This is a genomic window from Streptomyces sp. NPDC002138 (genome assembly GCF_040296485.1).
Lineage (GTDB): Bacteria > Actinomycetota > Actinomycetes > Streptomycetales > Streptomycetaceae > Streptomyces.
Genome location: NZ_JBEOXE010000009.1, coordinates 87345 through 109778 on the forward strand (window position 1 = coordinate 87345; position 22434 = coordinate 109778).

The 22434-nt window shown below is 71.2% G+C and carries 26 protein-coding genes and 3 pseudogenes; 13 read left to right on the plus strand and 16 right to left on the minus strand.

Annotated features, from left to right (window positions below):
* Window positions 1-78 precede the first annotated feature (78 nt).
* From ABT084_RS08305 to rpmG, 6 genes and pseudogenes are all read right to left on the minus strand, one after another.
* A complete protein-coding gene (locus tag ABT084_RS08305; protein ID WP_351039505.1) occupies window positions 79-915 on the minus strand; it encodes a TIGR03943 family putative permease subunit in 837 nt (278 codons plus the stop codon).
* Window positions 912-1982 carry a permease gene (locus ABT084_RS08310; RefSeq protein ID WP_351039508.1) on the minus strand — a complete coding sequence of 357 codons (1071 nt, stop codon included), beginning with the start codon at window positions 1980-1982 and terminating at the stop codon, window positions 912-914. The genes ABT084_RS08305 and ABT084_RS08310 overlap by 4 nt, the downstream gene beginning before the upstream one ends.
* A 277-nt stretch (window positions 1983-2259) precedes the next feature.
* Window positions 2260-2496, minus strand: coding sequence for a 30S ribosomal protein S18 (gene rpsR / locus ABT084_RS08315; protein ID WP_351039510.1), 237 nt, complete (start codon window positions 2494-2496; stop codon window positions 2260-2262).
* A 70-nt stretch (window positions 2497-2566) separates the two neighbouring features.
* Window positions 2567-3718, minus strand: coding sequence for a CobW family GTP-binding protein (locus ABT084_RS08320; RefSeq protein ID WP_351039513.1), 1152 nt, complete (start codon window positions 3716-3718; stop codon window positions 2567-2569).
* Entirely contained in the window at window positions 3718-3963 is a 246-nt protein-coding gene (locus ABT084_RS08325) for a type B 50S ribosomal protein L31 (RefSeq protein ID WP_351039515.1), read from the minus strand. The genes ABT084_RS08320 and ABT084_RS08325 overlap by 1 nt, the downstream gene beginning before the upstream one ends.
* Window positions 3964-4000: 37 nt before the next feature.
* Window positions 4001-4164: pseudogene (rpmG, locus tag ABT084_RS08330) on the minus strand (50S ribosomal protein L33).
* Window positions 4165-4231: 67 nt separating this feature from the next.
* On the opposite strand from rpmG, the gene rpmB reads away from it, so the two are divergent.
* From rpmB to ABT084_RS08350, 4 genes are all read left to right on the plus strand, one after another.
* A complete protein-coding gene (gene rpmB, locus ABT084_RS08335) occupies window positions 4232-4468 on the plus strand; it encodes a 50S ribosomal protein L28 (RefSeq protein ID WP_351039518.1) in 237 nt (78 codons plus the stop codon).
* Window positions 4468-4773 carry a 30S ribosomal protein S14 gene (gene rpsN / locus ABT084_RS08340; RefSeq protein ID WP_351039520.1) on the plus strand — a complete coding sequence of 102 codons (306 nt, stop codon included), beginning with the start codon at window positions 4468-4470 and terminating at the stop codon, window positions 4771-4773. Before rpmB ends, rpsN begins: the two co-directional genes overlap by 1 nt.
* Before the next feature lie 211 nt (window positions 4774-4984).
* Complete coding sequence (locus tag ABT084_RS08345) at window positions 4985-5473, plus strand: hypothetical protein (RefSeq protein WP_351039522.1); 489 nt, start codon at window positions 4985-4987, stop codon at window positions 5471-5473.
* 341 nt (window positions 5474-5814) lie between these two features.
* Window positions 5815-7122: an FAD-dependent monooxygenase gene (locus ABT084_RS08350; protein WP_351039525.1), complete on the plus strand. Its 1308-nt coding sequence runs from the start codon at window positions 5815-5817 to the stop codon at window positions 7120-7122.
* A gap of 311 nt (window positions 7123-7433) precedes the next feature.
* Here the strand turns inward: ABT084_RS08350 and ABT084_RS08355 are convergent, their stop codons facing one another.
* Complete coding sequence (locus ABT084_RS08355; protein ID WP_351039528.1) at window positions 7434-8801, minus strand: lipase family protein; 1368 nt, start codon at window positions 8799-8801, stop codon at window positions 7434-7436.
* Between the two features lie 245 nt (window positions 8802-9046).
* Here ABT084_RS08355 and ABT084_RS08360 point away from each other — a divergent pair, with 245 nt between their 5' ends.
* Entirely contained in the window at window positions 9047-10408 is a 1362-nt protein-coding gene (locus ABT084_RS08360) for a PucR family transcriptional regulator (RefSeq protein WP_351039531.1), read from the plus strand.
* A gap of 163 nt (window positions 10409-10571) precedes the next feature.
* Window positions 10572-11135, plus strand: a complete 564-nt coding sequence (locus tag ABT084_RS08365) for a nitroreductase family protein (RefSeq protein WP_351039534.1) — start codon at window positions 10572-10574, stop codon at window positions 11133-11135.
* Window positions 11136-11196: 61 nt separating this feature from the next.
* Here ABT084_RS08365 and ABT084_RS08370 read toward each other — a convergent pair whose 3' ends face one another.
* From ABT084_RS08370 to ABT084_RS08380, 3 genes are all read right to left on the minus strand, one after another.
* On the minus strand, window positions 11197-11934 hold the full coding sequence (locus ABT084_RS08370) for a hypothetical protein (RefSeq protein ID WP_351039732.1): 738 nt from the start codon (window positions 11932-11934) through the stop codon (window positions 11197-11199).
* A 63-nt stretch (window positions 11935-11997) separates the two neighbouring features.
* Entirely contained in the window at window positions 11998-12171 is a 174-nt protein-coding gene (locus tag ABT084_RS08375; protein WP_351039537.1) for a LapA family protein, read from the minus strand.
* A gap of 408 nt (window positions 12172-12579) precedes the next feature.
* Window positions 12580-13251, minus strand: a complete 672-nt coding sequence (locus ABT084_RS08380) for a TetR/AcrR family transcriptional regulator (RefSeq protein WP_351039540.1) — start codon at window positions 13249-13251, stop codon at window positions 12580-12582.
* A gap of 84 nt (window positions 13252-13335) precedes the next feature.
* Here ABT084_RS08380 and ABT084_RS08385 point away from each other — a divergent pair, with 84 nt between their 5' ends.
* The 3 genes from ABT084_RS08385 (at window position 13336) to ABT084_RS37975 (ending at window position 15107) form a co-directional block, all read left to right on the plus strand.
* Window positions 13336-14250: an alpha/beta fold hydrolase gene (locus ABT084_RS08385; RefSeq protein WP_351039543.1), complete on the plus strand. Its 915-nt coding sequence runs from the start codon at window positions 13336-13338 to the stop codon at window positions 14248-14250.
* A gap of 10 nt (window positions 14251-14260) precedes the next feature.
* Window positions 14261-14440 (plus strand): hypothetical protein, encoded by a 180-nt coding sequence (locus tag ABT084_RS08390; protein ID WP_351039745.1) that lies wholly within the window; start codon window positions 14261-14263, stop codon window positions 14438-14440.
* A gap of 466 nt (window positions 14441-14906) precedes the next feature.
* Window positions 14907-15107 carry a hypothetical protein gene (locus ABT084_RS37975; protein WP_502968866.1) on the plus strand — a complete coding sequence of 67 codons (201 nt, stop codon included), beginning with the start codon at window positions 14907-14909 and terminating at the stop codon, window positions 15105-15107.
* A gap of 47 nt (window positions 15108-15154) precedes the next feature.
* Here ABT084_RS37975 and ABT084_RS08400 read toward each other — a convergent pair whose 3' ends face one another.
* The 4 genes from ABT084_RS08400 to ABT084_RS08415 form a co-directional block, all read right to left on the minus strand.
* Complete coding sequence (locus ABT084_RS08400; protein WP_351039546.1) at window positions 15155-15421, minus strand: DUF4235 domain-containing protein; 267 nt, start codon at window positions 15419-15421, stop codon at window positions 15155-15157.
* Window positions 15418-15948, minus strand: coding sequence for a DUF3618 domain-containing protein (locus ABT084_RS08405; RefSeq protein ID WP_351039549.1), 531 nt, complete (start codon window positions 15946-15948; stop codon window positions 15418-15420). The genes ABT084_RS08400 and ABT084_RS08405 overlap by 4 nt, the downstream gene beginning before the upstream one ends.
* A complete protein-coding gene (locus ABT084_RS08410; RefSeq protein ID WP_351039552.1) occupies window positions 15945-16352 on the minus strand; it encodes a phage holin family protein in 408 nt (135 codons plus the stop codon). Before ABT084_RS08410 ends, ABT084_RS08405 begins: the two co-directional genes overlap by 4 nt.
* Before the next feature lie 344 nt (window positions 16353-16696).
* A complete protein-coding gene (locus ABT084_RS08415; RefSeq protein ID WP_351039555.1) occupies window positions 16697-17728 on the minus strand; it encodes a YihY/virulence factor BrkB family protein in 1032 nt (343 codons plus the stop codon).
* Between the two features lie 254 nt (window positions 17729-17982).
* Between ABT084_RS08415 and ABT084_RS08420 the strand changes: the two genes are divergently transcribed.
* On the plus strand, window positions 17983-18588 hold the full coding sequence (locus ABT084_RS08420) for a hypothetical protein (RefSeq protein WP_351039557.1): 606 nt from the start codon (window positions 17983-17985) through the stop codon (window positions 18586-18588).
* A 265-nt stretch (window positions 18589-18853) separates the two neighbouring features.
* Here the strand turns inward: ABT084_RS08420 and ABT084_RS08425 are convergent, their stop codons facing one another.
* Window positions 18854-19285 carry a VOC family protein gene (locus tag ABT084_RS08425; protein WP_351039560.1) on the minus strand — a complete coding sequence of 144 codons (432 nt, stop codon included), beginning with the start codon at window positions 19283-19285 and terminating at the stop codon, window positions 18854-18856.
* A gap of 229 nt (window positions 19286-19514) precedes the next feature.
* On the opposite strand from ABT084_RS08425, the pseudogene ABT084_RS08430 reads away from it, so the two are divergent.
* The 3 genes and pseudogenes from ABT084_RS08430 to ABT084_RS08440 all read left to right on the plus strand — a co-directional run.
* Window positions 19515-19953: pseudogene (locus ABT084_RS08430) on the plus strand (helix-turn-helix domain-containing protein); the annotation flags it as partial.
* A 46-nt stretch (window positions 19954-19999) separates the two neighbouring features.
* A pseudogene (locus ABT084_RS08435) lies at window positions 20000-20293 on the plus strand (MerR family transcriptional regulator); the annotation flags it as partial.
* 82 nt (window positions 20294-20375) lie between these two features.
* The gene (locus tag ABT084_RS08440; protein ID WP_351039563.1) at window positions 20376-20927 is read left to right on the plus strand and encodes a YciI family protein; all 552 of its coding nucleotides are present in this window, start codon (window positions 20376-20378) and stop codon (window positions 20925-20927) included.
* Here ABT084_RS08440 and ABT084_RS08445 read toward each other — a convergent pair.
* Window positions 20922-22217, minus strand: coding sequence for an MFS transporter (locus tag ABT084_RS08445; protein WP_351039566.1), 1296 nt, complete (start codon window positions 22215-22217; stop codon window positions 20922-20924). The two genes, ABT084_RS08440 and ABT084_RS08445, sit on opposite strands and share 6 nt — an antisense overlap.
* Window positions 22218-22434: the final 217 nt, after the last annotated feature.

Here is a 22434-nt window from a genome sequence, read left to right on the forward strand (position 1 = left end):
CACAAGCGCAAGAACCAGAAGCATGCAATGAGCCCACCCGCGATGTGATGGCCCGGTCTGGCTGCTGTGATCGGGGACTCAGCCGTCCGTGGGCGGCGCGTCGTGGTAGGGGTTGAGCGGTTGGTCGACAGGCTTCAGGGCATCGATCTCCATGGTCGGGACGGGGTTCTCGGCAATGACTTCGTCGCCCCGCCACACGCCCGTGACCTCGACCCAGGTGTCGTTGTCAGGTGCCTCCGCGCCGTGCATCTCCACCCGCAGGGTCCGCGCGTCGGCCGCGCAGCAGCTGAGCTTCAAGCGGTTGAGGTACCAGGTGTCCGGGCTCTTGCCTGCGGAGACGAATCCGAGCAACCGGACCTTGCGGCCGCGCAGGGTGTTCGGCCCGTGCACGGAGCGTCCGATGAACTCCTCCAGGGCCAGGGGTGTGATCGGAGCGTCCGGCAACAGGTCCTTGTAGGCGCTGTGCTCCACCCTGGCCGCGGCCCCGTCCCGCGAGGCCGTGTACGAGCCGAGCGCCGGCGGGGCGACGAACATCAAGGTGAGGGCGGGCACGGCGAGGAGCCAGGCGATGTGCGTGGCACCCCCGTGTCCGTGCCCGTGGTCGTGCCCGTGGTCGTGTCCGTGTCCGTGCCCGTGCCCGTGCCCGTGGTCGTCGCGCCCCTCTGTGTATTCGTCCGGCGGCTGCCGCAGGCGGCGCACCAGCTCGGCTGCGAGCCCCGCGAGGCCCAGGGCGACCAGCAGGACTCCGGAAGCGATGAGGTACGGCCGCAGCCCTTCCTTCACGTACCGGAGGTACACGTCGCTGCGCACCGTGGTGTGCAGCAGGCCGGTGCCGGTCAGCACCAGCAGGACGGGCTGGCCGAGTCCGCTCAGCAGGCGCGTGTCCGCCGCGTCGGCGGGGGGTCGTCCGGTCACAGGAATACGCCTCCCACGACGACGCAGCACAGGATCGCCACCACGAACGTACCGGCGCAGAACCGCACCGCGAACGCCCGCCCGAAGGCCCCCGACTGCAGGGCGATCAGCTTCATGTCGACCATCGGGCCCACCACCATGAAGGCGAGGCGGGCAGTGGGCGAGAAGCCGGCGAACGAGGACGCGACGAACGCGTCCGCCTCCGAGCACACCGACAGGAGGACCGCGAGCCCCGCCGCCACGAGGATGCCCAGCCATGGAGAACCGGAGAAGGCTTCCAGGACGGACGGCGGTACGAGGACGTTGAAGGTCGCAGCGGCCATGGCGCCGACCACCAGGAACCCGCCCGCCTGCAGGAAATCGTGCTCCAGCCCGCGCCGGAAGGCCTCCAGCCGGCCCGTGCCGGGTGCGTGCTCCGCGTGCCCGGCGGGCAGCCGCAGCCACTCCTCGCGCCCCCACCGGATCCACAGCCAGCCCATGACGACCGAGGTGACGAGCGAGGCACCGAACCGAGCGGCCACCATCTCCGGCTTGCCGGGGAACGCGATCGCCGTCGAGACGAGCACCACCGGGTTGACGGCGGGCGCGGCGAGCAGGAACGTCAGGGCCGCCGCGGGAGCCACGCCCCGGCGCATCAGACTGCCCGCGACCGGCACAGAGGCGCACTCGCACCCCGGCAGCACCATTCCGGCGGCACCGGCCACCGGCACGGCGAGGACGGGGTTGCGGGGCAGGACCTTGGAGAAGACCCGGGTGGGGATGAACGCACCGATGGCCGCCGAGACGACGGTGCCGAGAAGCAGGAACGGTACGCCCTGCATGACGATGGCCACCAGCAGCGTGCGCCATGCCCCCAATGCCGCGAGCCCGAACAGCCGCTCCAGCCACGGTCCGGCGAGCACTGCGACCACCACGGCCGCGACCAGGGTGGCGGTGACCGTGCCGGGCCTCGCCCGGCGCCGCTGCTCTGAGTCGACCCCGTCGCCCCGCGGGTCGAAAGGACGTGGAGGTGGTGCCATCGCCGCACCCGCCGAGCCCTCGACCACGCTGCGCCCCTCGCTCTTCATCCGGCGCGACGCGCCGGTACGCGCTCAGCCCGCCCGGAGGAGGCCCCGGCGCGAGCGAGCACACACTAGCCGACGACAATCCCGTCCGCGCAGACGCTTGGATTCCTCGAATCGTGGCGACCCAGAGGTGCGACACCGATCCGCACGACGTCACTTCCCGGCAGCTTCGGGAGAACAGGGCCAGGTCGCGGACAGCTGAAGCACGGCAGGGGGCCGGGGCTGATTCCCCTGGCCGCCTGACTTCCGGGGGCCCCGCCCCCGGTCCGCCCGGATGCCGTCAGCGACTGGCGTACGGCAGCAGAGCCATCTCGCGCGCGTTCTTGATCGCTGTGGCGAGGGCCCGCTGCTGCTGGGCAGTCACGCGGGTGACGCGCCGGCTACGGATCTTCCCGCGGTCGGAGAGGAACCTCCTCAGTAGGTCGGTGTCCTTGTAGTCGATGTAGGTGATCCTGGCCGCGTCGAGCGGGTTGGGCCGGGACTTCACAGGCTTACGGAGGAGGGGTCGTCGGGTCATGGCGGGTTTCTCCTTGCATGAACGTTTCGTTTCGCAGCCTCACCAGGCCGCGCGCGGGTTGGACGGGGTGTCAGCCGGCGTCGAGGAGGGAGTCGAACGCGGCGGGCAGGTGCTTCCAGGCGTCGCGGCCCGCGGTGTACTCCGCGTCCGTCAGCAGGCAGGAGTCGAGAAGCCCCTCCAGCCCGTCCCGGTCCAGGCCGGGAGAGGTGAACACGAGGTGCTGGCAGCAGTCGCCGTGGTCGGGGTGCCAGTCGAGGGCGGCTGCCGCCCGCCGCATGGGAGGGACCATGTCCCAGGCCGCGTCGGGCAAGGACGCCAGCCACGGCCCGGCGCTCTCCACGCACAGCGCTCCGCCCGCCGCGTCCCAGGCGAGCAGTGTGTCGGGCCGGTCGGCGAGCCAGAACCGGCCGCGACTGCGGGCGGCGGCGCAGCACAGGTCCTCGAGTGCCTGGTAGAGGCGTTCGGGATGGAACGGCCGGCTGCGGTGCCAGACGAGCGTGGCCACGCCCGCCTCGTCCGCCTCCTGGGGCAGGAGCGCGCAGGCGGGATGCTGGGCAGCGGCAGCCGCCTCCACGTCGAAGCCGGCAAACGCCACCTGGGAGAGGTCACCCGAACCGGTTTGGACGCGAAGGGCGGTGGGATGCAGCTGGGCGAGGAGAGCGTGGTCCTCGTCGTCGGCCTCGTCGCTGTCGACGAGAGCGAGGACGGGCGCGTACTCCAGTTGGCGGGCCCAGGTGTCGCCGACGGTCCGCTGGTCGGTGGGAGCGGCGGCGAGGCCGACTTCGGCCAGGTCGTCGCCGTTGGCGAGGCAGGGCAGTACGAGCGCGGGATCCACAGCGGTGATCACGTTCGTCAGGATCAGCCGCTCGCCGGCATGCGCGGCGACCACCTCGGCCATGGCCTTCGGTTCGACCGAGTCCCACAGCTCGACCACGGCGAGACGGGTCAGGCCACTCCCGGCCAGCCGCACCAGTTCCGGGACGAGGTCCTCGCGCAGTGCGCAGCACGCACAGTCGTTGACCAATGGTGTGTCATCGCGCGAGATGTCGCCGGATGCGTCGCGGACGAGACGGCGGACGGTGCCGTCGACGGCACCGGCAAGGTCGTGATGGAGCGCCACGCTGCCTGGTACGGAGTGCAGGAGACGGTCGACCACCTGCCTGCGGGCGTCGGCGTGGATACCGGCGACGATCACGACGGGCAGCTTGCGTCCTTCCTCCATCACCGCGCTCCGTAGCGGCGCTCGAAGCGTTCGACGCGGCCGGCGGTGTCGAGCACACGGGCGGTGCCCGTGTAGAAGGGGTGGCTGGCGGAGGAGATCTCCACGTCGACGACCGGGTAGGTGTTGCCGTCCTCCCAGTCGACGGTCTTGTCACTGGTGATCGTGGAGCGGGTCAGGAAAGCGGTGCCGGAGGCCGAGTCGCGGAAGACGACGGGCCCGTAGGCGGGGTGGATGCCGGGCTTCATGGCAGGAACCTTTCGACGGTCTGGCGGGGTTGCGGGGTCAGCGCTCTTCACGGAAGTCGACGTGGCGGCGCACGACGGGGTCGTACTTGCGCAGCGCCAGCCGGTCGGGGTCGTTGCGCCGGTTCTTGCGCGTGACGTACGTGAAGCCGGTGCCCGCCGTGGAGCGGAGCTTGATGACCGGCGGATCTCGTTGCGTGCCATGAGGCTAGTATATGACACTGATTTTCATTACCAACAAGCACGCCCACCGAGAGAGGCCCCACCACCCATGTCAGCCCACTGCCAACTGACCGGCGCCAAGCCGGGATTCGGCAACACCATCTCCCACTCCCACCGGCGCACCTCGCGCCGCTTCGACCCGAACATCCAGCACAAGCGCTACTGGCTGCCCGGCGAGGGGCGCCACGTCCGCCTGACGCTGAGCGCGAAGGCGGTCAAGACAGTGGACGCGATCGGCATCGAGGCCGCAGTGGCCCGGATCCGCGCACGAGGAGGGAAGGTCTGATGGCGAAGAAGAGCAAGATCGCGCAGAACGAGAAGCGCAAGCAGATCGTCGAGCGCTACGCCGCCCGGCGGGCCGAGCTCAAGGAGGCCATCCGCCGACCGTCCTCCACCCCGGCCGAGCGGGAGGCCGCCCTCGCGGAGCTCCGCCGGCAGCCGCGCAACGCCAGCGCCACCCGCGTACGCAACCGCGACAGCGTGGACGGCCGCCCCCGCGGCTACCTGCGCAAGTTCGGACTCTCCCGGGTACGGACACGGCAGCAGGCGCACGCCGGATTCCTCCCCGGAGTGACCAAGTCGTCCTGGTAGACGCGTCCGTCCGCGTGCGGCACCCCCGGGCGGGCAGGAGAGGCTCGGAGGGCGCCGCACGCGGACGCCTGTCCGGCTTCCTCGCGCGGGAAAGACCACCGATGGTGACCTCCTCGCTCATGTCATTGACGATCACCGCGACCCGCAGGCCCCTCGCGGTTCCCCGGTGCATGCTTGAGCAGGGCTTCGTCTTGTCCTTGGTCCGTGGTCCGTGGTCCTTGGTACCGAACTCGCTGCCTACGCGCGCGAAGCGGTCGTGCTCCATCCCGAGCGGGGAGAGCCGGACTCTGGGCACAGCTCAATCGGCGGCCCGCTGCTGTGGCCGAGTGACGAGCCGTGGCCCGCGTGTTCGTTGCCTGATGAGGACAATCCTGTCGGCGTGCCGGCCACGGCCATGGTGCCGGTCGCCCAGACCTTCCGCCGCGACGCGCCGGGGCCGTGGTGGCCCGCGGGCATCGACCTCTCGCAGATCCTCTGGTGTCCCAATGGACACTGGGATCCTCCAGCCCAGCAGGCCGACGCCAGCCCCGTGATCGAGGTGCGGTGGCGCCGAGCCGCTGACGTGACACGCCAGTTGACACCTTTGCCGTCGCCCACGCACTACGACGAGACAGGGGTAGTCGTCGGCCGATGGGGAGACCTGCGTGTCTTCACCTGCCCCACCGACCACCGACACGCAATCCAGGTGGACCTGCGCTGATCTCGGGCTCATCGCCTGCACAACGACCCATCGGACAGGCTCCAGGCCGGAGTCAGGAGCGTTCGGGCGCCGGACGAGGCCTCACGGAAGGAGTCGCCGCGCACGTGGGGAGCCGGGTTCGTGTCGATCATCGGCTGGCTGAGTTCCGGGTACCGCCACTGCCTCAGCGGCTCGCTGTACCTGCCGCTGATACGGGTCCCGGTCCTGCGCGGCACCCCCGGGCTGCCGCCGTTGTCGGCCGTACCGATGAGTCTTGTGCCGATCCGCAGTCCACACCCTGGATCCACCGACAGCGGTGGGCCCGTGCCGGGACGGAAACGTTCCGGCGCGGGAGGAAGCACATGGAGGCAGTGATGGGCGTCAGCGACTCCGAACAGGGGCACACGATCCGGACCGGCGGGCAGGGGATGCGGGTGAGCGGTCCCAGGGTGCTGGTCGCCGGGGCGAGCATCGCGGGGCCCGCGCTGGCCCACTGGCTGCGTCGCCGTGGGGCCGAGGTGACCGTGGTGGAGCGGGCTCCCGAGCTGCGTCCCGGTGGGCAGGCGGTGGACGCGCGCGGCGTGGCCAAGGAGGTCATCGCGCGCATGGGGCTGGACGCGGCGGTGCGCGCGGCATGCACCGACACCGCCGGCGCGCACACCGTGGACGCGGACGGGAAGGTGCTGGAGACCTTCCGCGCCGACGACGACGGCGGCGACGGGTTCATCGCGGACATCGAGATCCTGCGCGGCGACCTGTCCCGGATGCTGTACGACGACACTCGCGACGGCGTCGAGTACGTCTTCGGCGACCGGATCGCCGAGCTGGTCCAGGACGCGGACGGGGTCGACGTGGCCTTCGCGAGCGGCGACCGGCGGCGCTTCGACCTGGTGGTCGGGGCCGACGGGCCGCACTCGGAGCTGCGGGCGATGGTCTTCGGGCCGCACGAGCGGTTCCTGCGCCACCTCGGGCACGTGCTGGCCTTCTACAGCGTGCCCAACGAGTTCGGACTGGACCGCTGGCTGCTCGAGTACCAGGAGCAGGAGTCCGGGCGCTCGGCCCTCCTGCGCCCCATCCAGGACGCCACCCGGGCGATGGCCATGTTCTACTTCGCCTCGGCCGACGTCGACGTCGACTACCGTGACGTCGCGGCCCAGAAGCGCCTGCTGCGCAAGCGGATGGCGGGCCTGGGCTGGCTGACCCCGGACATCCTCGCGCACCTGGACGACACCCCGGACTTCTACCTCGACCAGGTCGCCCAGGTCGTGATGGACCGCTGGTCGAGCGGACGGGTGGTGCTGCTCGGGGACGCGGCGTTCAGCTCGTCACCGATGTCGGGGCAGGGCACCGGGCTGGCCCTGGTCGGCGCCTACCTGTTGGCCGGAGAGCTGGCCGCCGCCGGGTGGGACCCCGCCACCGGGTTCGCCCGCTACGAGGCGCGGATGCGCTCGTTCGTCGAGGCCAACCAGGAGATCGGCCGCCTGAACGCCCGCAGCCGCGCCGTCCCCGGGCCGGACGCCGAGCCGCTCCCCGATTTCGCCGGCGCGTGGTTCACCGAGCTGGTCGGGCGCGCGATCAACGGCATCGAGCTGCCCGACTACGCGGAGGTGCCCGACTACGCGGCCCCGGCCGGAACCCCGGTCACGATCACCTCGTCAGCCAAGCCGTAGGCGTCACATGCGGCGCGCCAGGGCGTGTTCCGCGATGGCGTCGGCGTGCCGGATGAACGTGTTCCACGGGCCGGGTGTGCCGTTTCCGACCTGACGGTCCATTGCGATCGCCGTGGGCGAGGTCCCTCCCACGGCGACTGACGGAGACGGGGCGGACCTGCTCCCCTCTGTCCGCGGGTTCACCTCCCGTCGGCGCCGCAGCCGACCAGGACGTGGTACAGCGCACGGACCTGCGGTCGATGCCGGGCGGCGCCGGCGTCCCGTGGGTGCACGAGCCGCCGGCGCCGTCGGTAGCAGGGGGACGCTGCGGATCACGACCGCGGAGCGGCTTCCTCCGGGGCGAGGGAGTTGCCGCCGGCGATCCGACCGCAGTCGGACGGCGCCGTCCGGCCGGCGAAGCGGTCGCCCAGCCAGCCCAGCGCGGCGGGGGCCCAGGCCAGGGTCGCGCCCGTGTGGCTGAGCAGCTCGTACTGGTCGTACTTGACGGCGGAGCCGCCGGTGGCACAGTACTGCCGTGCGAGCGAGCGCACGTCGCCGGCGACCATCACGCCGTCGCCCGTGCCGATGCCCGGACGGTTGCTGAAGGTTCCCTCGAAGACGCCTCCGTTGCCCTGGCCGATGAAGCCGGGGACCGACGGGGTGCCGGCGGAGCCGAGGTTGAGCTTGTTCATCGCCGTCAGGAAGGCGGGGATCGAGTTGGGGTCGGCGTACTCCGGCTTCGCCATCTTCTTCCAGGTCAGACCCGGGTAGTGGCCGAGGGCGTTGATGATCGAGCCGCGCTCCAGGTCCTTGTAGACGCTCAGACCGTAGCTGTTGAGGTAGCTCTTGAGGTCGATGCCGTACGAGCGGGAGACGCCGATGACGGCCATGGGGATGACGCCGGACCACGCCAGCGAGCCGTCGACGTACTTCAGGTTGTGCGCCGGGTCCACGAGCAGGCCGCCCTCGGCGTAGCCGACCAGTCGGCGGTTCACGTCCGGCGCGTAGCTCGGCGCGAGCGCGGCAGCCCAGTTGGTGGCGATCGCGCCGCCCGAGTAGCCGAGGAGGCCGAACGACGTGGTGGAGTCCAGGCCGGTCTCGGTCGCCCTCGTCGCGGCGCGGATCGAGTCCAGGGTGTTCGTCCCGTACTCCGGTCCCGCGGCGAAGTTCGCCTGCTGTCCCTCGGTGTCCGGGATGACGAGGTTGTAGCCCTGCAGCAGCAGCGGCGCGATGAAGAGGGCCTCCACATTGGGGATGGCGCCGCCCAGGGTGACGCCGCCGGCGATCGCGCGGGAGGGACTGTCCTGCGGGTTCAGCGAATCGTAGAACGACTGGTAGGAGACCGCCTTGCTGCTGTCGCCCGTCAGACTGCGCACCACCGTGGTCACGTTGGCGGCCGGGCGGCCCTGGGCATCGGTGGTGCGGTAGAGCAGCTGGACCGCCTTGAGCGGCGTGGGGATGCCAAGGACGTGGTAGGGCAGGGTCCGTGTCCCCAGCACGGTGCCCGGTGCGAACGTGGACAGCGGCTCGCTTCCGCCGTAGCGGTAGAACGGGTCGCTCGCCGAGGCCGCCGCAGCTGCCGGTGCGGCGGCCGACGGCGTTGCTGCGACGGCGGTGGCGGCGCTGGCGGTGGGCGCCGTGGCCATGGCTGCGGCGGCAGCGACAGCGACGGATATCAGGCGAACGGCCGTCTTGGACATGCGTTCCTCGAATCCTGGGTGGGGGGTCCGACGCAGCCGCATGGGGTCCGGTGCGCGCCGCGTCGGGCCGGGGTGGGCGGTCCCCGGCAAGGAGATGCGGTGAACGATGCGGCCGAGGTCCTGCCACATCTGGCCATGCACCGGCCAGTCGTGTTACCAACCAGTAAGTGATGTCCCGGAAACATCATGGGGCCGGTACGCGGCCGGGTCTCCGGGGTGGGGAACAAAGATGTGCGAGGTGGATTGTGACCGGATCCAACGCGGTGGAACGGGACCGGGACCGGGGAGGGGACCGGGAACGGGCCCGGGAACGGGACCGGGTGCCGCGGTTCGGCGGGGTGCCGGTCCACAAGCGGCTCCAGGACGCGGCCGGTGCACTCGAACGCGCCGTGATGGTCAGGCTGGTCGAGGGGCTCCCCGTATACGGGACGCTACCGGCGGAGCAGCTCGGCGGCGACATCGCCAAGCAGGTGGCCCACGGCATACGGGGGTTCGCGGCGGTCCTGCGCACCGGAGAGATGCTCGGGCAGGCCGAGGCGGCGGTCATCCGCGAGTCGTCGGCCAGGCGCGCCGACGAGGGCGTGCCGCTGGAGGCCGTGGTCGGTGCCCACCACCTCGGTGCGGAGGAATGCGCCGCCCGGGTCTTCCCGGCGGCCGAGCCGGGCGACTTGGCCGACGTACTGCTGGTGCAGCGCCAGATGCTCGCGTACTTGCGGTTGGTGAGCTGTGAAGTGGCCGCGGGGTACGTGCAGGAGCGGCAGACGGCCCTCAGCGACGAGCAGGTCGCGCTGCAGTCGCTGCTGTCCCGTCTGCTGGAGGGGGGCAGTCCCCAGGGCGCGGCGGACCGGGCCGGCATCCGGCTGCCGGCCTGCTACCTGGTGCTGAGCATCGCGGTGGGGCCGCACCCCGACGAACTGGTGCCCGGTGTGAACCACTCGGTCGCCACCCGCCGCAAGCTCCGGCGGCTGCGCAACGAGATCCAGCGCCAGACGACAGGCGTTCCGCTCTCGGTGCTGTCCGGCGACGGTGGGACGGTGCTCATCCCGTACGAGGCCGCGTCGGCCGAATCCGGCCACGTGGACCGGGCGTGGCTGTCCCGGCTGGTCGGGCAGCTCGGCCGGATGTGCGGCGCCGAGCTGCTGGCCGCGGCGACCGCCGCGGCGCCGGAAGGGGTGGCGGATGCCGCCCGACTGGCCGGAGAGGTGCGGGCGGTGGCGGAGGCGTCCGGCCGGGGGCCTGGCTTGTACCTGCTCGACGACGTGCTGCTGGAGTACCAGTTGAGCCGCCCGAGCCCGGCCAGGGCGGGGCTGGCCGCGCTGCTCGAACCGCTGGACGCCCGCCCGGAGCTGCTCGACACGCTGCGCGTCTTCCTGGCTCGGGGGCTCGATCGACGCCGGGCCGCCGCCCGGCTCCAGGTGCACCCCAACACGGTCGACTACCGGCTGCGCAAGGCCACCGAGCTCACCGGGCTGGACGCCTCCCGGGGCGCGGACATCCTGACCCTGCGCGCCTCCCTGGCCGCCCACGACGCCATACACCAGGCCGAGCTGGACGCGGGTCGGCCAGGGACGCCGCGGCCGCCGAACTGGTGGTCGGCCCGGACGTAGACCTCCGGCAGCGCCTCGGACGGGACCAGCCGCGGAGAGACGTTCGGAGAGACGTCCGGAGAGACGTCCCGAGTCGGGTCGGCTCGTACGGTATCGCGCAGGGTCGTACGGACTCGCGCGCCGGGTGGAAATGAATCGGTCGGGACGGCTGTTGGTGACGATCATGTCTGATGATCTTGAGTGGGCCGGTCGGGTCCACCCGCTGCTGGCCGTTCGGTTCAGCCCGTACGCCTTCGATCCGGCTGGTGTCGTGCCGGACGAGACCTTGGAACTGCTCCTGGAAGCGGCCAGGTGGTCCCCTTCCGCGGGCAACTCCCAGCCCTGGGGCTTCCTCATGGCCAGGCCCGGGGAGCCGGACTACAAACGAGTGGTGCCCCACCTGGCGCCCAGCTCCGCGCGGTGGGCCAAGGACGCGGGGCTGCTGGTCGTGGCGCTGGCGCGCCGCCATGCCGACGGGGCCGGCTTGGTCTACTCCGAGTTCGCCGACTACGACCTCGGGCAGGCGGTGGCCCACTTGAGCCTCCAAGCCCAGGCCATGGGTCTGTCCACCCACCAGTTCCGCGCCTTCGACCTCGAAGCGCTCACCGAAGAGCTCCGGCCGAACCCTGGATGGGAGATCGTCGCGATGGCCGCGATAGGGAAGGCCGCCGACGCGCCCGTGAGCACGCGGGCACGGCGCAGTACGGACGATCTGCGTTCCGCCCCGTGGGCCGTGACCCCGCACTGACGGACGGGTCGGACCGGAGCGTCGGAGCGCCGACGCCCCCCCCGGCACCCCGCTCGCGCGGCTACTGGCTCGGCGCACCGCCGATCAGGTAGTCCACCCGGCGCCTCAGGCCGCTCCAGCGCCGGTCGTGGTGGTAGGCCCGCTTGATGGCCCTGGCCCGGGCCGTGTGCCGGCCGCGGTAGAAGCGCCGGGCCCACGGTGACACGGGTCGGGCCAGCCGGACGGCCCCGACCAGGGCGATCACCGGGACCACTGCCCCGAGTACGGCCATCCGTGGCTTCCCCTTGTACAGGGCGACGACCGACAGCAGCAGGTTGCCCACCACCGTGGTCATCACCGTCAGCCGGCTGCGCTCCTCCTCGGGCGAGAGCCCGTCCACCCCCAGCGGAAGGAACCCGCAGAGCAGCAGCGCCGCCAGCGCCGAGGTCATGATCACCACCTCGATGCTGATCGTGCCCTGCTTGGTCCAGTAGACGTCGCTCAGGTGCAGGATCAGTGCGAACTCGTCCAGGACGAGACCCGTTCCCATGCCGAACACCACCGCTGCCAGCGAAGCCCCCCACCCCGTCCGGCCGGCCGCGCTGCCGGTGAAACCGCCCACCGTCATGAGGATCACCCCCGGGACGGCGTGGTGGACGTGCAGACCGCCGGGAGTGACGTTCCGGAACGGCCCCTTCCCCGCCCTGATCATTCGGGTGATGACCCGGGTGACGGCGAAGGTGAGGACGAACGCCGACAGGGCCAGGAACAGTGGCAGCTTCCCCGGCTCGACGATGTTGCGGTACCACCAGTCACCCATGTCGTCGCCCTCCCCGTCCATGCCCCGACCCGTGCGACCGCTGCGCGCGTCCGCGGCCGGCGGCTACTTGCCGCGGCGCCCGAGCAGCCATGCCGTCACGGCTCCCGCCAGGAAGGTGACGGCCAGCACGAACCACATCGGTGCGTCGACCCACGGGATCCAGAAGTGGATCCGCGCCGTCCGCGTGTTGATCAGCACGAACCACACGGCCAGTCCCGCGAGTACCAGGCCTGCCACCAGCCGTGGAGACGGAGCCGGCCGCGATCCGGAACCAGCGGTGCGCCGGGTCGATTTCGTCTGGGCCATCGAACACTCCGTCCTCCGGGAAACACTGACCGGCATGAACCATCACCCGACAGCACCTGACAGCACGCGCCGGCTCCCACCACTCTCACCCGCACAGGCCACCACCGCACGTCCGCCCCGCTCGGCGGCCGGGCCGGCCCATGTGTGGCCGGGGGCGGGTCAGTGGCTGGTGGTGTCCGTTCCGGTGCGGTGGACGCGCCGGGCAGGGCTGTGGGGCACCGTGGTCCCCTCCGGCGTTGGGCGGCCGAAGCGTTGTCCTGCGCCTCTTCGTCCGCCGGTTCTTCTGCGACCACACGCCGGCGCCGGGGTGCTCGGTCGTGTGCTGAGGCTGTGGTGGAGTCAGCCCAGCACTCCGGTGAGGGCGCGGGCGAGTACGGTGGCGAACCGGTCGTGGGAGGTGCGTTCGGGTTGGGTGGCGGCGAGCATCGCGGCGATGCGAGGGTGGGTGCCGGCGGTGGCCACGTGACACAGGTAGGAGGACTGGCGCTGGGCTCCGGGGTCTGACGCAGCCAGTTCATTCTGGACGAACAGTGCGGTCAGCGCGTTCAGTACGGCGAATGCCTCGAGTTTGTGGGCGGGCTCGGCCGGGTGGTCGGAGAGTACGTCGAGCAGGTGTTCAAGCAGGTCGATCCCGTGCGGGCCGAGGGTAGGCCGCGTGACGACCAGGGTCGGCAGCCAGGGGTGGCGTCGCATGATCCGTCGGGCCTGGTGAGCGACCTCCAGAAGGTCCGCCTGCCAGTCGCCACTTGGGGCAGGCAGGTGGTATTCGCCGGCGGTGCGGTCGGTCATCAGGTCGAGCAGGTCATCGCGGGTGGCCACATAGCGGTAGAGCGAGGCGGCGCCGGTGCCCAGGGTCGCCGCGAGGCGGCGCATGGAGACGGCATCCAGGCCCTCGCGGTCGGCCAGTTCCACTGCGGCGGCGGTGATTTCAACGCGGCTGCGCTCGGCCGGGCGTCCCACGAGTGCCTGCTCCGGCCGCAGCCAGATCACTGGTTCCTGCTGTCCCGCCACTGTCACCTCCTGTGTTGCCAACACTCTACATTTCCACCTACGGTGTTCGCGAACGATGTTCGCGATTGATCAGAGGGAGTCGCAATGCCGCGTTTCACACACAACGACGACATCCAGATCGCCTTCGAAGACCTCGGCGGGGCAGGCGGCGACCCGCTGCTGCTGTTGATGGGACTGGGAACCTCGCGGTTCTGGTGGCCGGACGGATTGGTGGACGCACTGGTCCGCCGCGGCTTCCATGTCGTGGCCTACGACCACCGCGACGCCGGCCAATCCACGCACCTGCCCGACCGGCGTGAGCGCCTGCCGGTCGCAGCCCTGCTTCGCCACGCGCCCCCGGCCTACAGCGCCGAGGACATGACCGACGATGCAGTCACCGTTCTCGACGCGCTCGGCTGGGAGCGGGCCCACCTTTTCGGCCACTCCATGGGCGGGCTCGTGGCGCAGCGCATCGCGATCCGCCATCCACAACGCGTGCACACCCTCGCCACATCCTCGGCCGTGCCCAGCGACGCGACGGGGCTGAGTGTCCTGCGCTACCTGCGCCTGGCGACCCTGGCCCGTTTCGCCAGGCTGCGTTACCCCAAGACGCCGCAAGGAGACCTGGCCCTGGCCCTGGCGGTCGCCCGCCTCCTGGCCGCACCCGGTCAGTACATCGACGAGTACGACATGCGTGAGTTCGTGGACAAAGAGGCCGCGCACCAGGTCGACAGCTTCCGTGACCAGAAGGCACTGAGCCGCCAGATCGGCGCGAAATGGCACGGCGGCCCGCTCACCAGGATCACCGCGCCGACCCTGGTGCTGCACGGACTGCGAGACCCGCTGCTGCGCGTCTCTGCCGCACGCGACATCGCCGCCGCCGTCCCCGGCGCCCGTCTGCGTGCGCTGCCAGGTGTCGGACATTTCCTCGGCAGCGACATCTGGGCCACTTACGCCGACGAACTGCGTGCACTCGCCGACCAGGTCGACAACCAGCCACCCGCCGTCTGTGCAGACTGAGGACCAAGCGGTGGCCGCGGGGCACAACCACGTGCTGAACCATCTGCACGACGAGGACGCGGTGTTGGTCGCCGACGCAACCGGGGGAGTGAAGAAGGGTACGCACACTGTCGCTGTCCAGCGCCCGCATCCACATGTCGAGTTCGGCGAGCTGCGCCTCGGTCAGGCCGGCCTTCTGACTCACGATTGATGCGCGTCGGGTGATGTGCACTGGCGCCGGGGGGTGTTGTGGTTGCCGGTACACCAGCACGTGGCAGGTCCTGTAGCTGGTGGCCGGCACCGTGGTCCTGAAGCCCGTGGCGCGCGGGCACCCTGCCGCCGCCCGCTCCCGGCGGCGTACCGGCGCTCCGCCAGGAACGGCGAAGCCCGAACGCCGCGGCCAGGCTTGCGCGATCTCTGCGCACGCGCCCTCTTGGGGGCGGCCCGGAGCGGATCAGGCATGCCCATGATCGCTCGCAGTAGCGTCGGGCTCCCCCTCGTCGGCAGTGCAGCTGCCAGACGGGATCCCAGTACGGCCGACGCACGGGCAGATCGATCAGTACCGGCTGGTCACCGGCCGGAGTGTCGGCCGGCCGACGTTCGTAGCAACTGTGTACATGACTCGACGGAAGCTCGCGACCCGGACACGATGCCGTGCCCCCGGTGCCCGGTGCCCGGTGCGCCTCCTGCCTGTCATCGACGGCTACCGTCTGGTCGGCGTCGCCGCCCAGGGGGCGATCGCCCGCGCCCTGCCCGACCCGCAGGTCGGCGACCTCCTCCAGGCGCTCTCGCGCACCCGTTCCGCGACGGTCAGCACCGGTGGTCTCGGCGTTGTTGGCGTGGGGAGACCGGCCGAGACGGCGGGGGAGCCGCGGTGAGCGCAGACGCCGCCCGGCCGGGCGCTTCCCGTGCGGCGGGGGACGGTTCAGCCGGGCCAGGTTCCGGTCAGTCGGCGGGTGGTGGCGGCTCCGGCCCGGTCGACGGCGGCTTTGACGACGGCGAAGATCGCACCTTGCAGTGCCGCGGCGAGGAAGACCTCTTGCCAGGTGCGGTTCTCGTCGGTGGCGTCCGGGGCGTCGTCCTGGTGGCCGATGATCTTCCATGCCTGCCTGAAGGCCAGGCCCGCGGCCATGCCGCTGACGGCGCCGAGGGTGAGCCCTACGGGCTTGTAGGCGATCTTGGATGCTCTCATCTGTTCCTCCGGTTGCGGCGCAGGAGGAGGAAGACGGCCAGGGCCGCGGCGGCGGCCAGCAGCGGGGCGCGGTTGCTCCGCGCCAGGCTGGCGGCTGTTGCCGCCTTCTCGCGTACGGGGCCCGGGGTCTTCTCGGCCACCAGGTGCCCGGTGTGGGCCGCGCTGTCACGGACCTGAGCCGCGGCGTGGGCTGCGGTGTCGAGAACCGGGTCCGGGGTCTTGTCCTTGATCAGTTGGGCGGCCTGGGATGCCTTGTACCGGAGCTGGCCGGTCAGGAGCGCGGCCTGCTCGCCGGCCTGCTCCTTGACCTCGCCGGCCTTCACCTTGGCCTGCTCCTTGACCTCGTCGGCCTTCACCTTGGCCTGCTCCTTGACTTCGGCAGCCTTCACTTTGGCCTGCGCCTTGACGTCGGCCTTGCTGGCCAGCGCCTCCAGGGTCTGGCCGAGCTGGTCGCGGGTGTGCTCGATCCGCTCGCGCAGTTGGTCGGCAGTCGGTGCGGGCTCCTCGCCCTGCGGCTGGTGGCTCATCGGTTTGCTTTCTCCTTGATCTCGGCCACATCGGCCTTGACGCTGGCGATGGTCTTCTCAGGGGCGGGACTGCCGGCCCGGGCGATCTGCTTCTTGCCGGCCACCCCCAGCACTGCGGCCAGGGCCGCCAGAGCGGCGCTGATGATCAGGGCGGATGCCCACAGCGGCAGGAGCAGGGCCAGGGCAGCGATCGCGGCGGCGGCCAGAGCCTGGGCGGCCAAGACGCCGACGAGGCCGGCGCCCCCGAAGAGACCCCCGCCCAGCCCGTACTGTTTGCCCTTTTGGGTCATCTCCGCGCGGGCCAGCTGCATCTCTTCCCGGACCAGCTCCGAGATCTGCTGCGAGGCCCGTGTCACGAGCTCGCCCACCGGCGCGTCGTTGTGGTGGCTTCCCATGGCGCTCATCGAACTGTTCACCTTCCTCCACTCCCGGGGTTCCCGGCGCGCGCCTACCCTGCCGCCCGCCGGTCACCCATCTGGGCACGCGTGGACATCGCCGACAGCGCACCAGGAGACGGGGCACCGTACGGCGCTGCGGCCCTGCCAGCCACCCCCGGCCGATCATCAGCAGGGCGGCGGCCCATCACAGCTTCGTGTGCCCGGCCGCTTCCTCGATGGCGGGCAGCAGCCGGCGCACCGACCGGGAACCCCAGACCCGCGATGCGCCGCGTCAGCCGCTGCTCACAGTCCTGCTCACCGGCCAGCACCCTCATGCTCCGTTGGTTCCCCTCAGTCGGGCCGTTGGACACTCAGTCCAGGCGATGGCGGTCCTCCTCGCTCCATTGCCGGGTGTCCCGCGGCTCGACGTAGGGCTCCTCGCCCGCGGGGTGGCCGCCCGCGATCGCGCGCTGGCGCACCATCTCGGCGTCGAACTCCAAGCCGAGCAAGACGGCCAGGTTGGTGATCCACAACCACACCAGGAAGATGATCACGCCTGCGAGCGTGCCGTACGTCTTGTTGTACGAGCCGAAGTGCGCGACGTAGAACGCGAACCCGGCCGAGGCGATCATCCAGATCACCAACGCGAGGAAGCTGCCCGGGGTCACCCACTTGAAGCCGCGGCCCTTGGCATTGGGCGCGGCCCAGTACAACAGCGCGATCATGGCCGTGACCAGGACCAGCAGGACGGGCCACTTCGCGATCGACCACACCGTCATCGCGGTGTCGCCCACCCCCAGCGCCGATCCCGCCTGCCGGGCCACAGTGCCGGTGAACACCACGATCAGCGCACTGGCCACGGCGAGGACCATGAGCACGACGGTCAGCCCGACGCGCAGCGGCAGGACCTTCCACACCGGCCGGCCCTCGGGCATGTCGTAGACGGCGTTCGAGGCACGGATGAACGCGGCCACGTACCCGGAAGCCGACCAGATCGCCACCAGCAGACCCACGATCGCCACCAGCGAGCCGATGCCGGCGTTGCCCTGCAACTGCTGCACCGCGTTGCTGATCACGTCCCGAGCGGCTCCGGGGGTGAGCTTTTGCAGGTTGTCCAGCACTTGCTTGGTCGCCGAGTCGCCCGCGATGCCCAGCAGCGACACCAGGACCAGCAGGGCGGGGAAGAGGGCCAGCACCCCGTAGTAGGTCAGCGACGCCGCCCGGTCCGCCAGCTCGTCGTCCTTGAACTCCTTCAGCGTCCCGCGCAGCACCGCCTTCCAGGACCGCTTGGGCAACTGCGAGAGCCGATCCGGCGCCCGCTCTTCGCCCTGCCGGTCAGGACCCGTGGCCTCGCCGCCGGGCGGCCGGCCTTCCCCGGGCTCCGGCGTCCTTGTGGGTTTCATGGTCGGCGCATTTCCACTCCCGCCGTACCCATGCCGCCCATGCGGCGCAATAAGGAACAAGAGCCTGTTCTCGCGACAAAGTCACGCCCAGTGCAGCCCGGCATGCATCGCTTCGCAGCGGCCCCTCGGTCTTGGACGTTTACGTGTGCGGGCCGGTGGAAGAGTCGACTCGGACGTACGGTCGAGCGGCCGTCCGGTCCTGATCCGGCGGGACCGGTCCTCCCGACGTCCATGACCCGAACGGGAGCCCGTCGATGCGTCTCTACGCTCAGATTCCGGCACGCCGCAACCGACAGGTGCTCGGGGACGTGATCGCGGTGGCCCTGGTGGCCGCCGCTGTGTGGTTCGCTCTCGCCGTTCGGGAAGCGGTCATGCTGCTGGCCGTGCCGGGGCGGAAGGTCGAGACCTCGGGCGACGCTCTCGCCTCCGAACTCGCCCACGCCGCCGACGCGGCCTCGAAGGTCCCGCTCGTCGGTAACGCTCTGAAGAATCCTCTCCGGTCGGCAGCCGACGCCAGTACAGGGTTCGCCGACGCCGGGCAGTCGCTCCAGGACACCGTCGGCCAGATCGCCGACCTGACCACCACGGCACTGATCGCCGTCCCCGTCGCTTTCGTCCTGCTGCTGTGGCTCCCCCCGCGTCTGCGCTGGATCCGGCGCAGCGCCAACGTCCGGCAACTCCTCCAGGCGCCCGGAGGCGCCGACTTGCTGGCCCTGCGCGCCCTTACCGGCCCACTGGGCGACCTCGCGGCACTCCCGCAACCTGAGGGCGGTCTCGCCGACGCATGGCGTCGCGGCGACCAGCAGGTCATCGCCGGACTCTGCACGGTCGCACTCAGGAGGGCCGGCCTGCGGCCCTGACGGGCGGAGCGGGGGTGGCGGACCGCCCCCGGCGCGGTGGGTGCGCGTACCGCCGAGCGGCCCCTGTTCTGTTCTCGAGTCGCTTAGGACTTGTCCGGTCGAGCCGAGAGAAACCGGAGCCGCTCAATCGCAGTATGTAAAACCGTGGGTGCTTAGAGTGATTATCGGTGCGGCGACGGGAGGTCGGCCGTCGGAAACATAGGCCGGCTGCACCGATGTTCCCGAAGCCGGAGACGGCTCCCCACCTCGCCGTCTCGGGCGAGAATCAGGCGAGGCAGAACTCGTTGCCCTCGATGTCCTGCATCGTGATGCACGACTCGTTGACGCCATCGGCGCGCTGCGTCAGCACGTGTTTCGCGCCCAGCGCCATCAGCCGTGCGCATTCGGCCTCGAGTGTGGCCAGGCGCACCTCACCCACGAGCCCGGCGCCGGCCCGCACATCGAGATGCACCCGGTTCTTGACGACCTTGCCTTCGGGAACTCGCTGGAAGAGCAAGCGCGGGGCAGCACCCGAGGGGTCAGTGCACGCGAAGTAGATCTCATCCTCGGGCGGCAGTGAGCGGTGGTACTCCTCCCACGTGGCAAAGCCCTCCGGGACCGTCGGCAGGACGTACCCCAGCACCTCGCACCAGAAGGCGGCGAGGCGCGCAGGCTCCGCGCAGTCGAAGGTCACTTGGAACTTTTTGATCGTTGACATCGGCGCACGATAACAGGGCCCTGCGCATCTCCCCAGGTCGGGAGGTCCGCACGTGGTCGGGAGGAGGCGCCTGCTACCCGCTGCTGTGTCGTGCGGTCGCAGGGGTGAACCGAGGCGACTGCCTGGCCGAAGGGAACCTGGGACGCGATCCCGGCCGGCCACTCTCGTGCTGCCAAAGATCAGTTACGGGACAGCACGGTCACGGTGGCTACGATGAGGTGATCTCGGAGTGGCTGGTGTGATCACGGCGTCGGAACCGTCTTGGACAGCCCCGTTCACCGGGCTGAGCCCCCGCTCCTTCGGCAAGTTGATGACCGTCATGCGCCGCGAAATTCCTGGCGAGGCACGTCGCGGGCGGCCATGGAGCCTGCCCTTAGAGGATCGGGTGCTGCTGGTCGCGGCCTACTGGCGTACGAATATGACGCTGCGCCAGCTCGCCCCACTCTTCGGCGTGTCCAAGTCCGCTGCCGACCGGATCATCGACCAACCACCAGGTCGTCATCGACGCCGACACCCGGCTCGTCGTCGTGGTCGGCCGGCCGCTGCCCGGCAACCGCAAGGACTGCAGGGCATGGGCGGAATCCGGCGCGAAGGGCGCCGTCGGCGAGACGGCGACCATCGCCGATGGCGGCTATCCAGGCACCGGGCTCGTGATGCCCCACCGTCAGGCGTGGGTGAGGTGTCGGGTGAGTCCCCCTGCGTGCGGGTGGGGCTGTGGTGCCAGGTGGCGTGGATGGGCACGGTGGGCACGGTGGGCACGGTGCGCATCTGCTGCGCGCCCTGGGCACGCACCGCCTCATCACCCCACTGCGCTCCCCGGGCGGACATCGCCGCTACTCCCGCTACCAGCTCCGCATCGCCGCCCGCGCCCGCGAACTCGTGGACCAGGGCACCCCGATCGAGGCCGCCTGCCGCATCGTCATCCTCGAAGACCAACTCGAAGAAGCCCAGCGCCTCAACGCCGACTACCGCCGCCGCGCCGGATCCCCGCACCCGGGGACAGCGGCCTGTAGCGGCCCACCGCCGGGCGGAGCCGCCCCCGCGGTGAAACCCGCTCGACTCGGCCGTCCCCCGAAGCGACCCTGTGGGCATGGAATTCCTCTGCTACCACCGCGACCGGCCCGACTCCGCAGCTCTGCGCGACGACCTGCTGGAAGAGCACTGGTCCTACATGGACCAGTACGCGAAGGAGATGATCGCCCGCGGCCCGACCCTCACCGACGACGGTGAAACCGCCACCGGGAGCGTGCACATACTCGACCTGCCCGACCCCGCGGCCGCCCGCGCCTTCGCCTTCGACGAGCCCGGCTACCAGGCGGGCATCTACCGGGACGTGCTGCTGCGCCGCTGGCGCAACACGCTCGGCCGCACCATGTGGGACTTCCCCGGCGGCCGGACCGGAGGCAACCGGTACCTGGTGCTCGGCCTCGGGGGAGGGGAGGCCGCCGACCTCGCCCTGCCACCGGAACGGGACGAACTGATCGCCTACGGGCCGCTGCTGTCCGACGACGGCGCGACCTGGCTGGGTACGGCGGCGCTGGTCCGGGCGCCCGATCCGCAGACGGCAGGCGCCGTCCTGACCCCGGACCGGTACGCCGATGTCGAGGTGCACCTCTGGCAGTGCGGGGGGCGCCCGTCATGAGCCGGAGGGGTCGGCGGGCGGGGTGAGGGCGCGGCCCGCATCCCGCGCCCCCGACCCCGCCGCAGACTTCCCCGGCGGTACGCCGCGCAGCAGGGGTAGGCAGGCCAGCAGCAGCAGGCCCGCCAGGGCCCACGGGGCGCCGAGCCCGGCGTGCTGGGCCAGCGCTCCGCCCGCCGACGCGCCGATCGGCATGGCCCCCCAGGCCGCCAGGCGGTAGCCGCTGGTGACGCGGCCCAGCATGTGCGGTGGCGCGAGGCGTTGGCGGAGCGAGACGGTGCACACGTTCCACAGCACCACTCCGGCGCTGTTGAGGGCCAGCATCAGGGTGACCAGCGGCCACCACGGCAGCAGGGCGACCACCAGATAGCTGAGCGCCGACACCGACACCGACAGTTTCAGGCTCCGCCCGGACCCCAGCCACCGCGCGGCCCGGGCCGCCCCGCTCGCTCCGGCGAGGCTGCCGACCGCGCCCGCGACGAGCATCAGGCTGTAACCGTAGGCCGGCAGCCCGAGCTTGCGTTCCACGTACACGACGAGCACCGCGTAGACCGCCTGCTGCCCCACCCCCAGGACCGCCACCACCACCATGAGCCGGCGCAGGACCTGGTCCCGCCCCAGGAACCGCAGCCCGGCCCAGGTGTCGCGCAACAGGCTGCGCAGGCCCCGCTCGTCGGCCCCCGCCCCGGCGTGCGCGGCCCGCGACGGCAGGCCCATGAGCAGCAACGCCGACGCCAGGAACGTCACGCCGTCCAGGAGGAACGGCAAGGGGTGCCACACCGCCCACAGCGCGGCCCCGGTCGGCGGCCCCACGAACCCCGTTCCGGTGATCTGCGCGGCGATGACCCGGGCGTTCGTCCGTTCCAGTTCGTGGTCCGCGGCCAGCACCGGAACGACGGCCTGCGCGGCGCAGTCGAAGAACACCTCGGCCACCCCCGAGGCGAACGCCAGCAGCACCAGCGCCGTCACCGACGTCCGCCCCGTCGCCACGACGGCGAACAGCACCAGCATCATCACGCAGCGCGCCAGATCCGCGCCGACCATCGGGCGGCGCCCCGGCATGCGGTCCACCAGGGTGCCGATGACGGGTGCGAGCAGCCAGGCCGCCCGGCCCGCGGCGGCGACCACGGACACCCAGAACACGTCGCCGGTGGTCCAGGCCGCCAGCAGGGGGAGCGCGGCGAACCGCGCGCCGTCCCCCACCGCGCTGAGCGCGTTGGCGGTGACGAGCCGGCGCAGGGTCGGCGTCCGGGACCCGGTGGCCGGACGAGAGGGAGGACCGGCGAATGTCATGGGTAGCGGATTCTTTCGTCGGCGGGACGTCGCGGCGCGCACACGCATACACCCGAAGGAACGGCCGTGCCACGAGCAGGCACACTTCCACCCCCGCATGCCCCCTCCGTGGCGAACCATTCACGCTGTTCGACGGAATGTGTGAACTCCCCATGGGCGCCGCCGGTTTGTTTGGATCCGTCGCCTGTGGCGGTTGACGCGCCTTCCCTTCCCGTGG

Coding starts and splice junctions, on each gene's coding strand:
- ABT084_RS08310 (WP_351039508.1), bottom strand. CDS start 1,982: ATGAAGAGCGAGGGGCGCAGCGTGGTCGAGGGCTCGGCGGGTGCGGCG.
- rpsR (WP_351039510.1), bottom strand. CDS start 2,496: ATGACCCGACGACCCCTCCTCCGTAAGCCTGTGAAGTCCCGGCCCAAC.
- ABT084_RS08320 (WP_351039513.1), bottom strand. CDS start 3,718: ATGGAGGAAGGACGCAAGCTGCCCGTCGTGATCGTCGCCGGTATCCAC.
- ABT084_RS08325 (WP_351039515.1), bottom strand. CDS start 3,963: ATGAAGCCCGGCATCCACCCCGCCTACGGGCCCGTCGTCTTCCGCGAC.
- rpmB (WP_351039518.1), top strand. CDS start 4,232: ATGTCAGCCCACTGCCAACTGACCGGCGCCAAGCCGGGATTCGGCAAC.
- rpsN (WP_351039520.1), top strand. CDS start 4,468: ATGGCGAAGAAGAGCAAGATCGCGCAGAACGAGAAGCGCAAGCAGATC.
- ABT084_RS08350 (WP_351039525.1), top strand. CDS start 5,815: ATGGAGGCAGTGATGGGCGTCAGCGACTCCGAACAGGGGCACACGATC.
- ABT084_RS08355 (WP_351039528.1), bottom strand. CDS start 8,801: ATGTCCAAGACGGCCGTTCGCCTGATATCCGTCGCTGTCGCTGCCGCC.
- ABT084_RS08365 (WP_351039534.1), top strand. CDS start 10,572: ATGTCTGATGATCTTGAGTGGGCCGGTCGGGTCCACCCGCTGCTGGCC.
- ABT084_RS08370 (WP_351039732.1), bottom strand. CDS start 11,934: ATGGGTGACTGGTGGTACCGCAACATCGTCGAGCCGGGGAAGCTGCCA.
- ABT084_RS08385 (WP_351039543.1), top strand. CDS start 13,336: ATGCCGCGTTTCACACACAACGACGACATCCAGATCGCCTTCGAAGAC.
- ABT084_RS08400 (WP_351039546.1), bottom strand. CDS start 15,421: ATGAGAGCATCCAAGATCGCCTACAAGCCCGTAGGGCTCACCCTCGGC.
- ABT084_RS08405 (WP_351039549.1), bottom strand. CDS start 15,948: ATGAGCCACCAGCCGCAGGGCGAGGAGCCCGCACCGACTGCCGACCAA.
- ABT084_RS08410 (WP_351039552.1), bottom strand. CDS start 16,352: ATGAGCGCCATGGGAAGCCACCACAACGACGCGCCGGTGGGCGAGCTC.
- ABT084_RS08415 (WP_351039555.1), bottom strand. CDS start 17,728: ATGAAACCCACAAGGACGCCGGAGCCCGGGGAAGGCCGGCCGCCCGGC.
- ABT084_RS08420 (WP_351039557.1), top strand. CDS start 17,983: ATGCGTCTCTACGCTCAGATTCCGGCACGCCGCAACCGACAGGTGCTC.
- ABT084_RS08425 (WP_351039560.1), bottom strand. CDS start 19,285: ATGTCAACGATCAAAAAGTTCCAAGTGACCTTCGACTGCGCGGAGCCT.
- ABT084_RS08440 (WP_351039563.1), top strand. CDS start 20,376: ATGGAATTCCTCTGCTACCACCGCGACCGGCCCGACTCCGCAGCTCTG.
- ABT084_RS08445 (WP_351039566.1), bottom strand. CDS start 22,217: ATGACATTCGCCGGTCCTCCCTCTCGTCCGGCCACCGGGTCCCGGACG.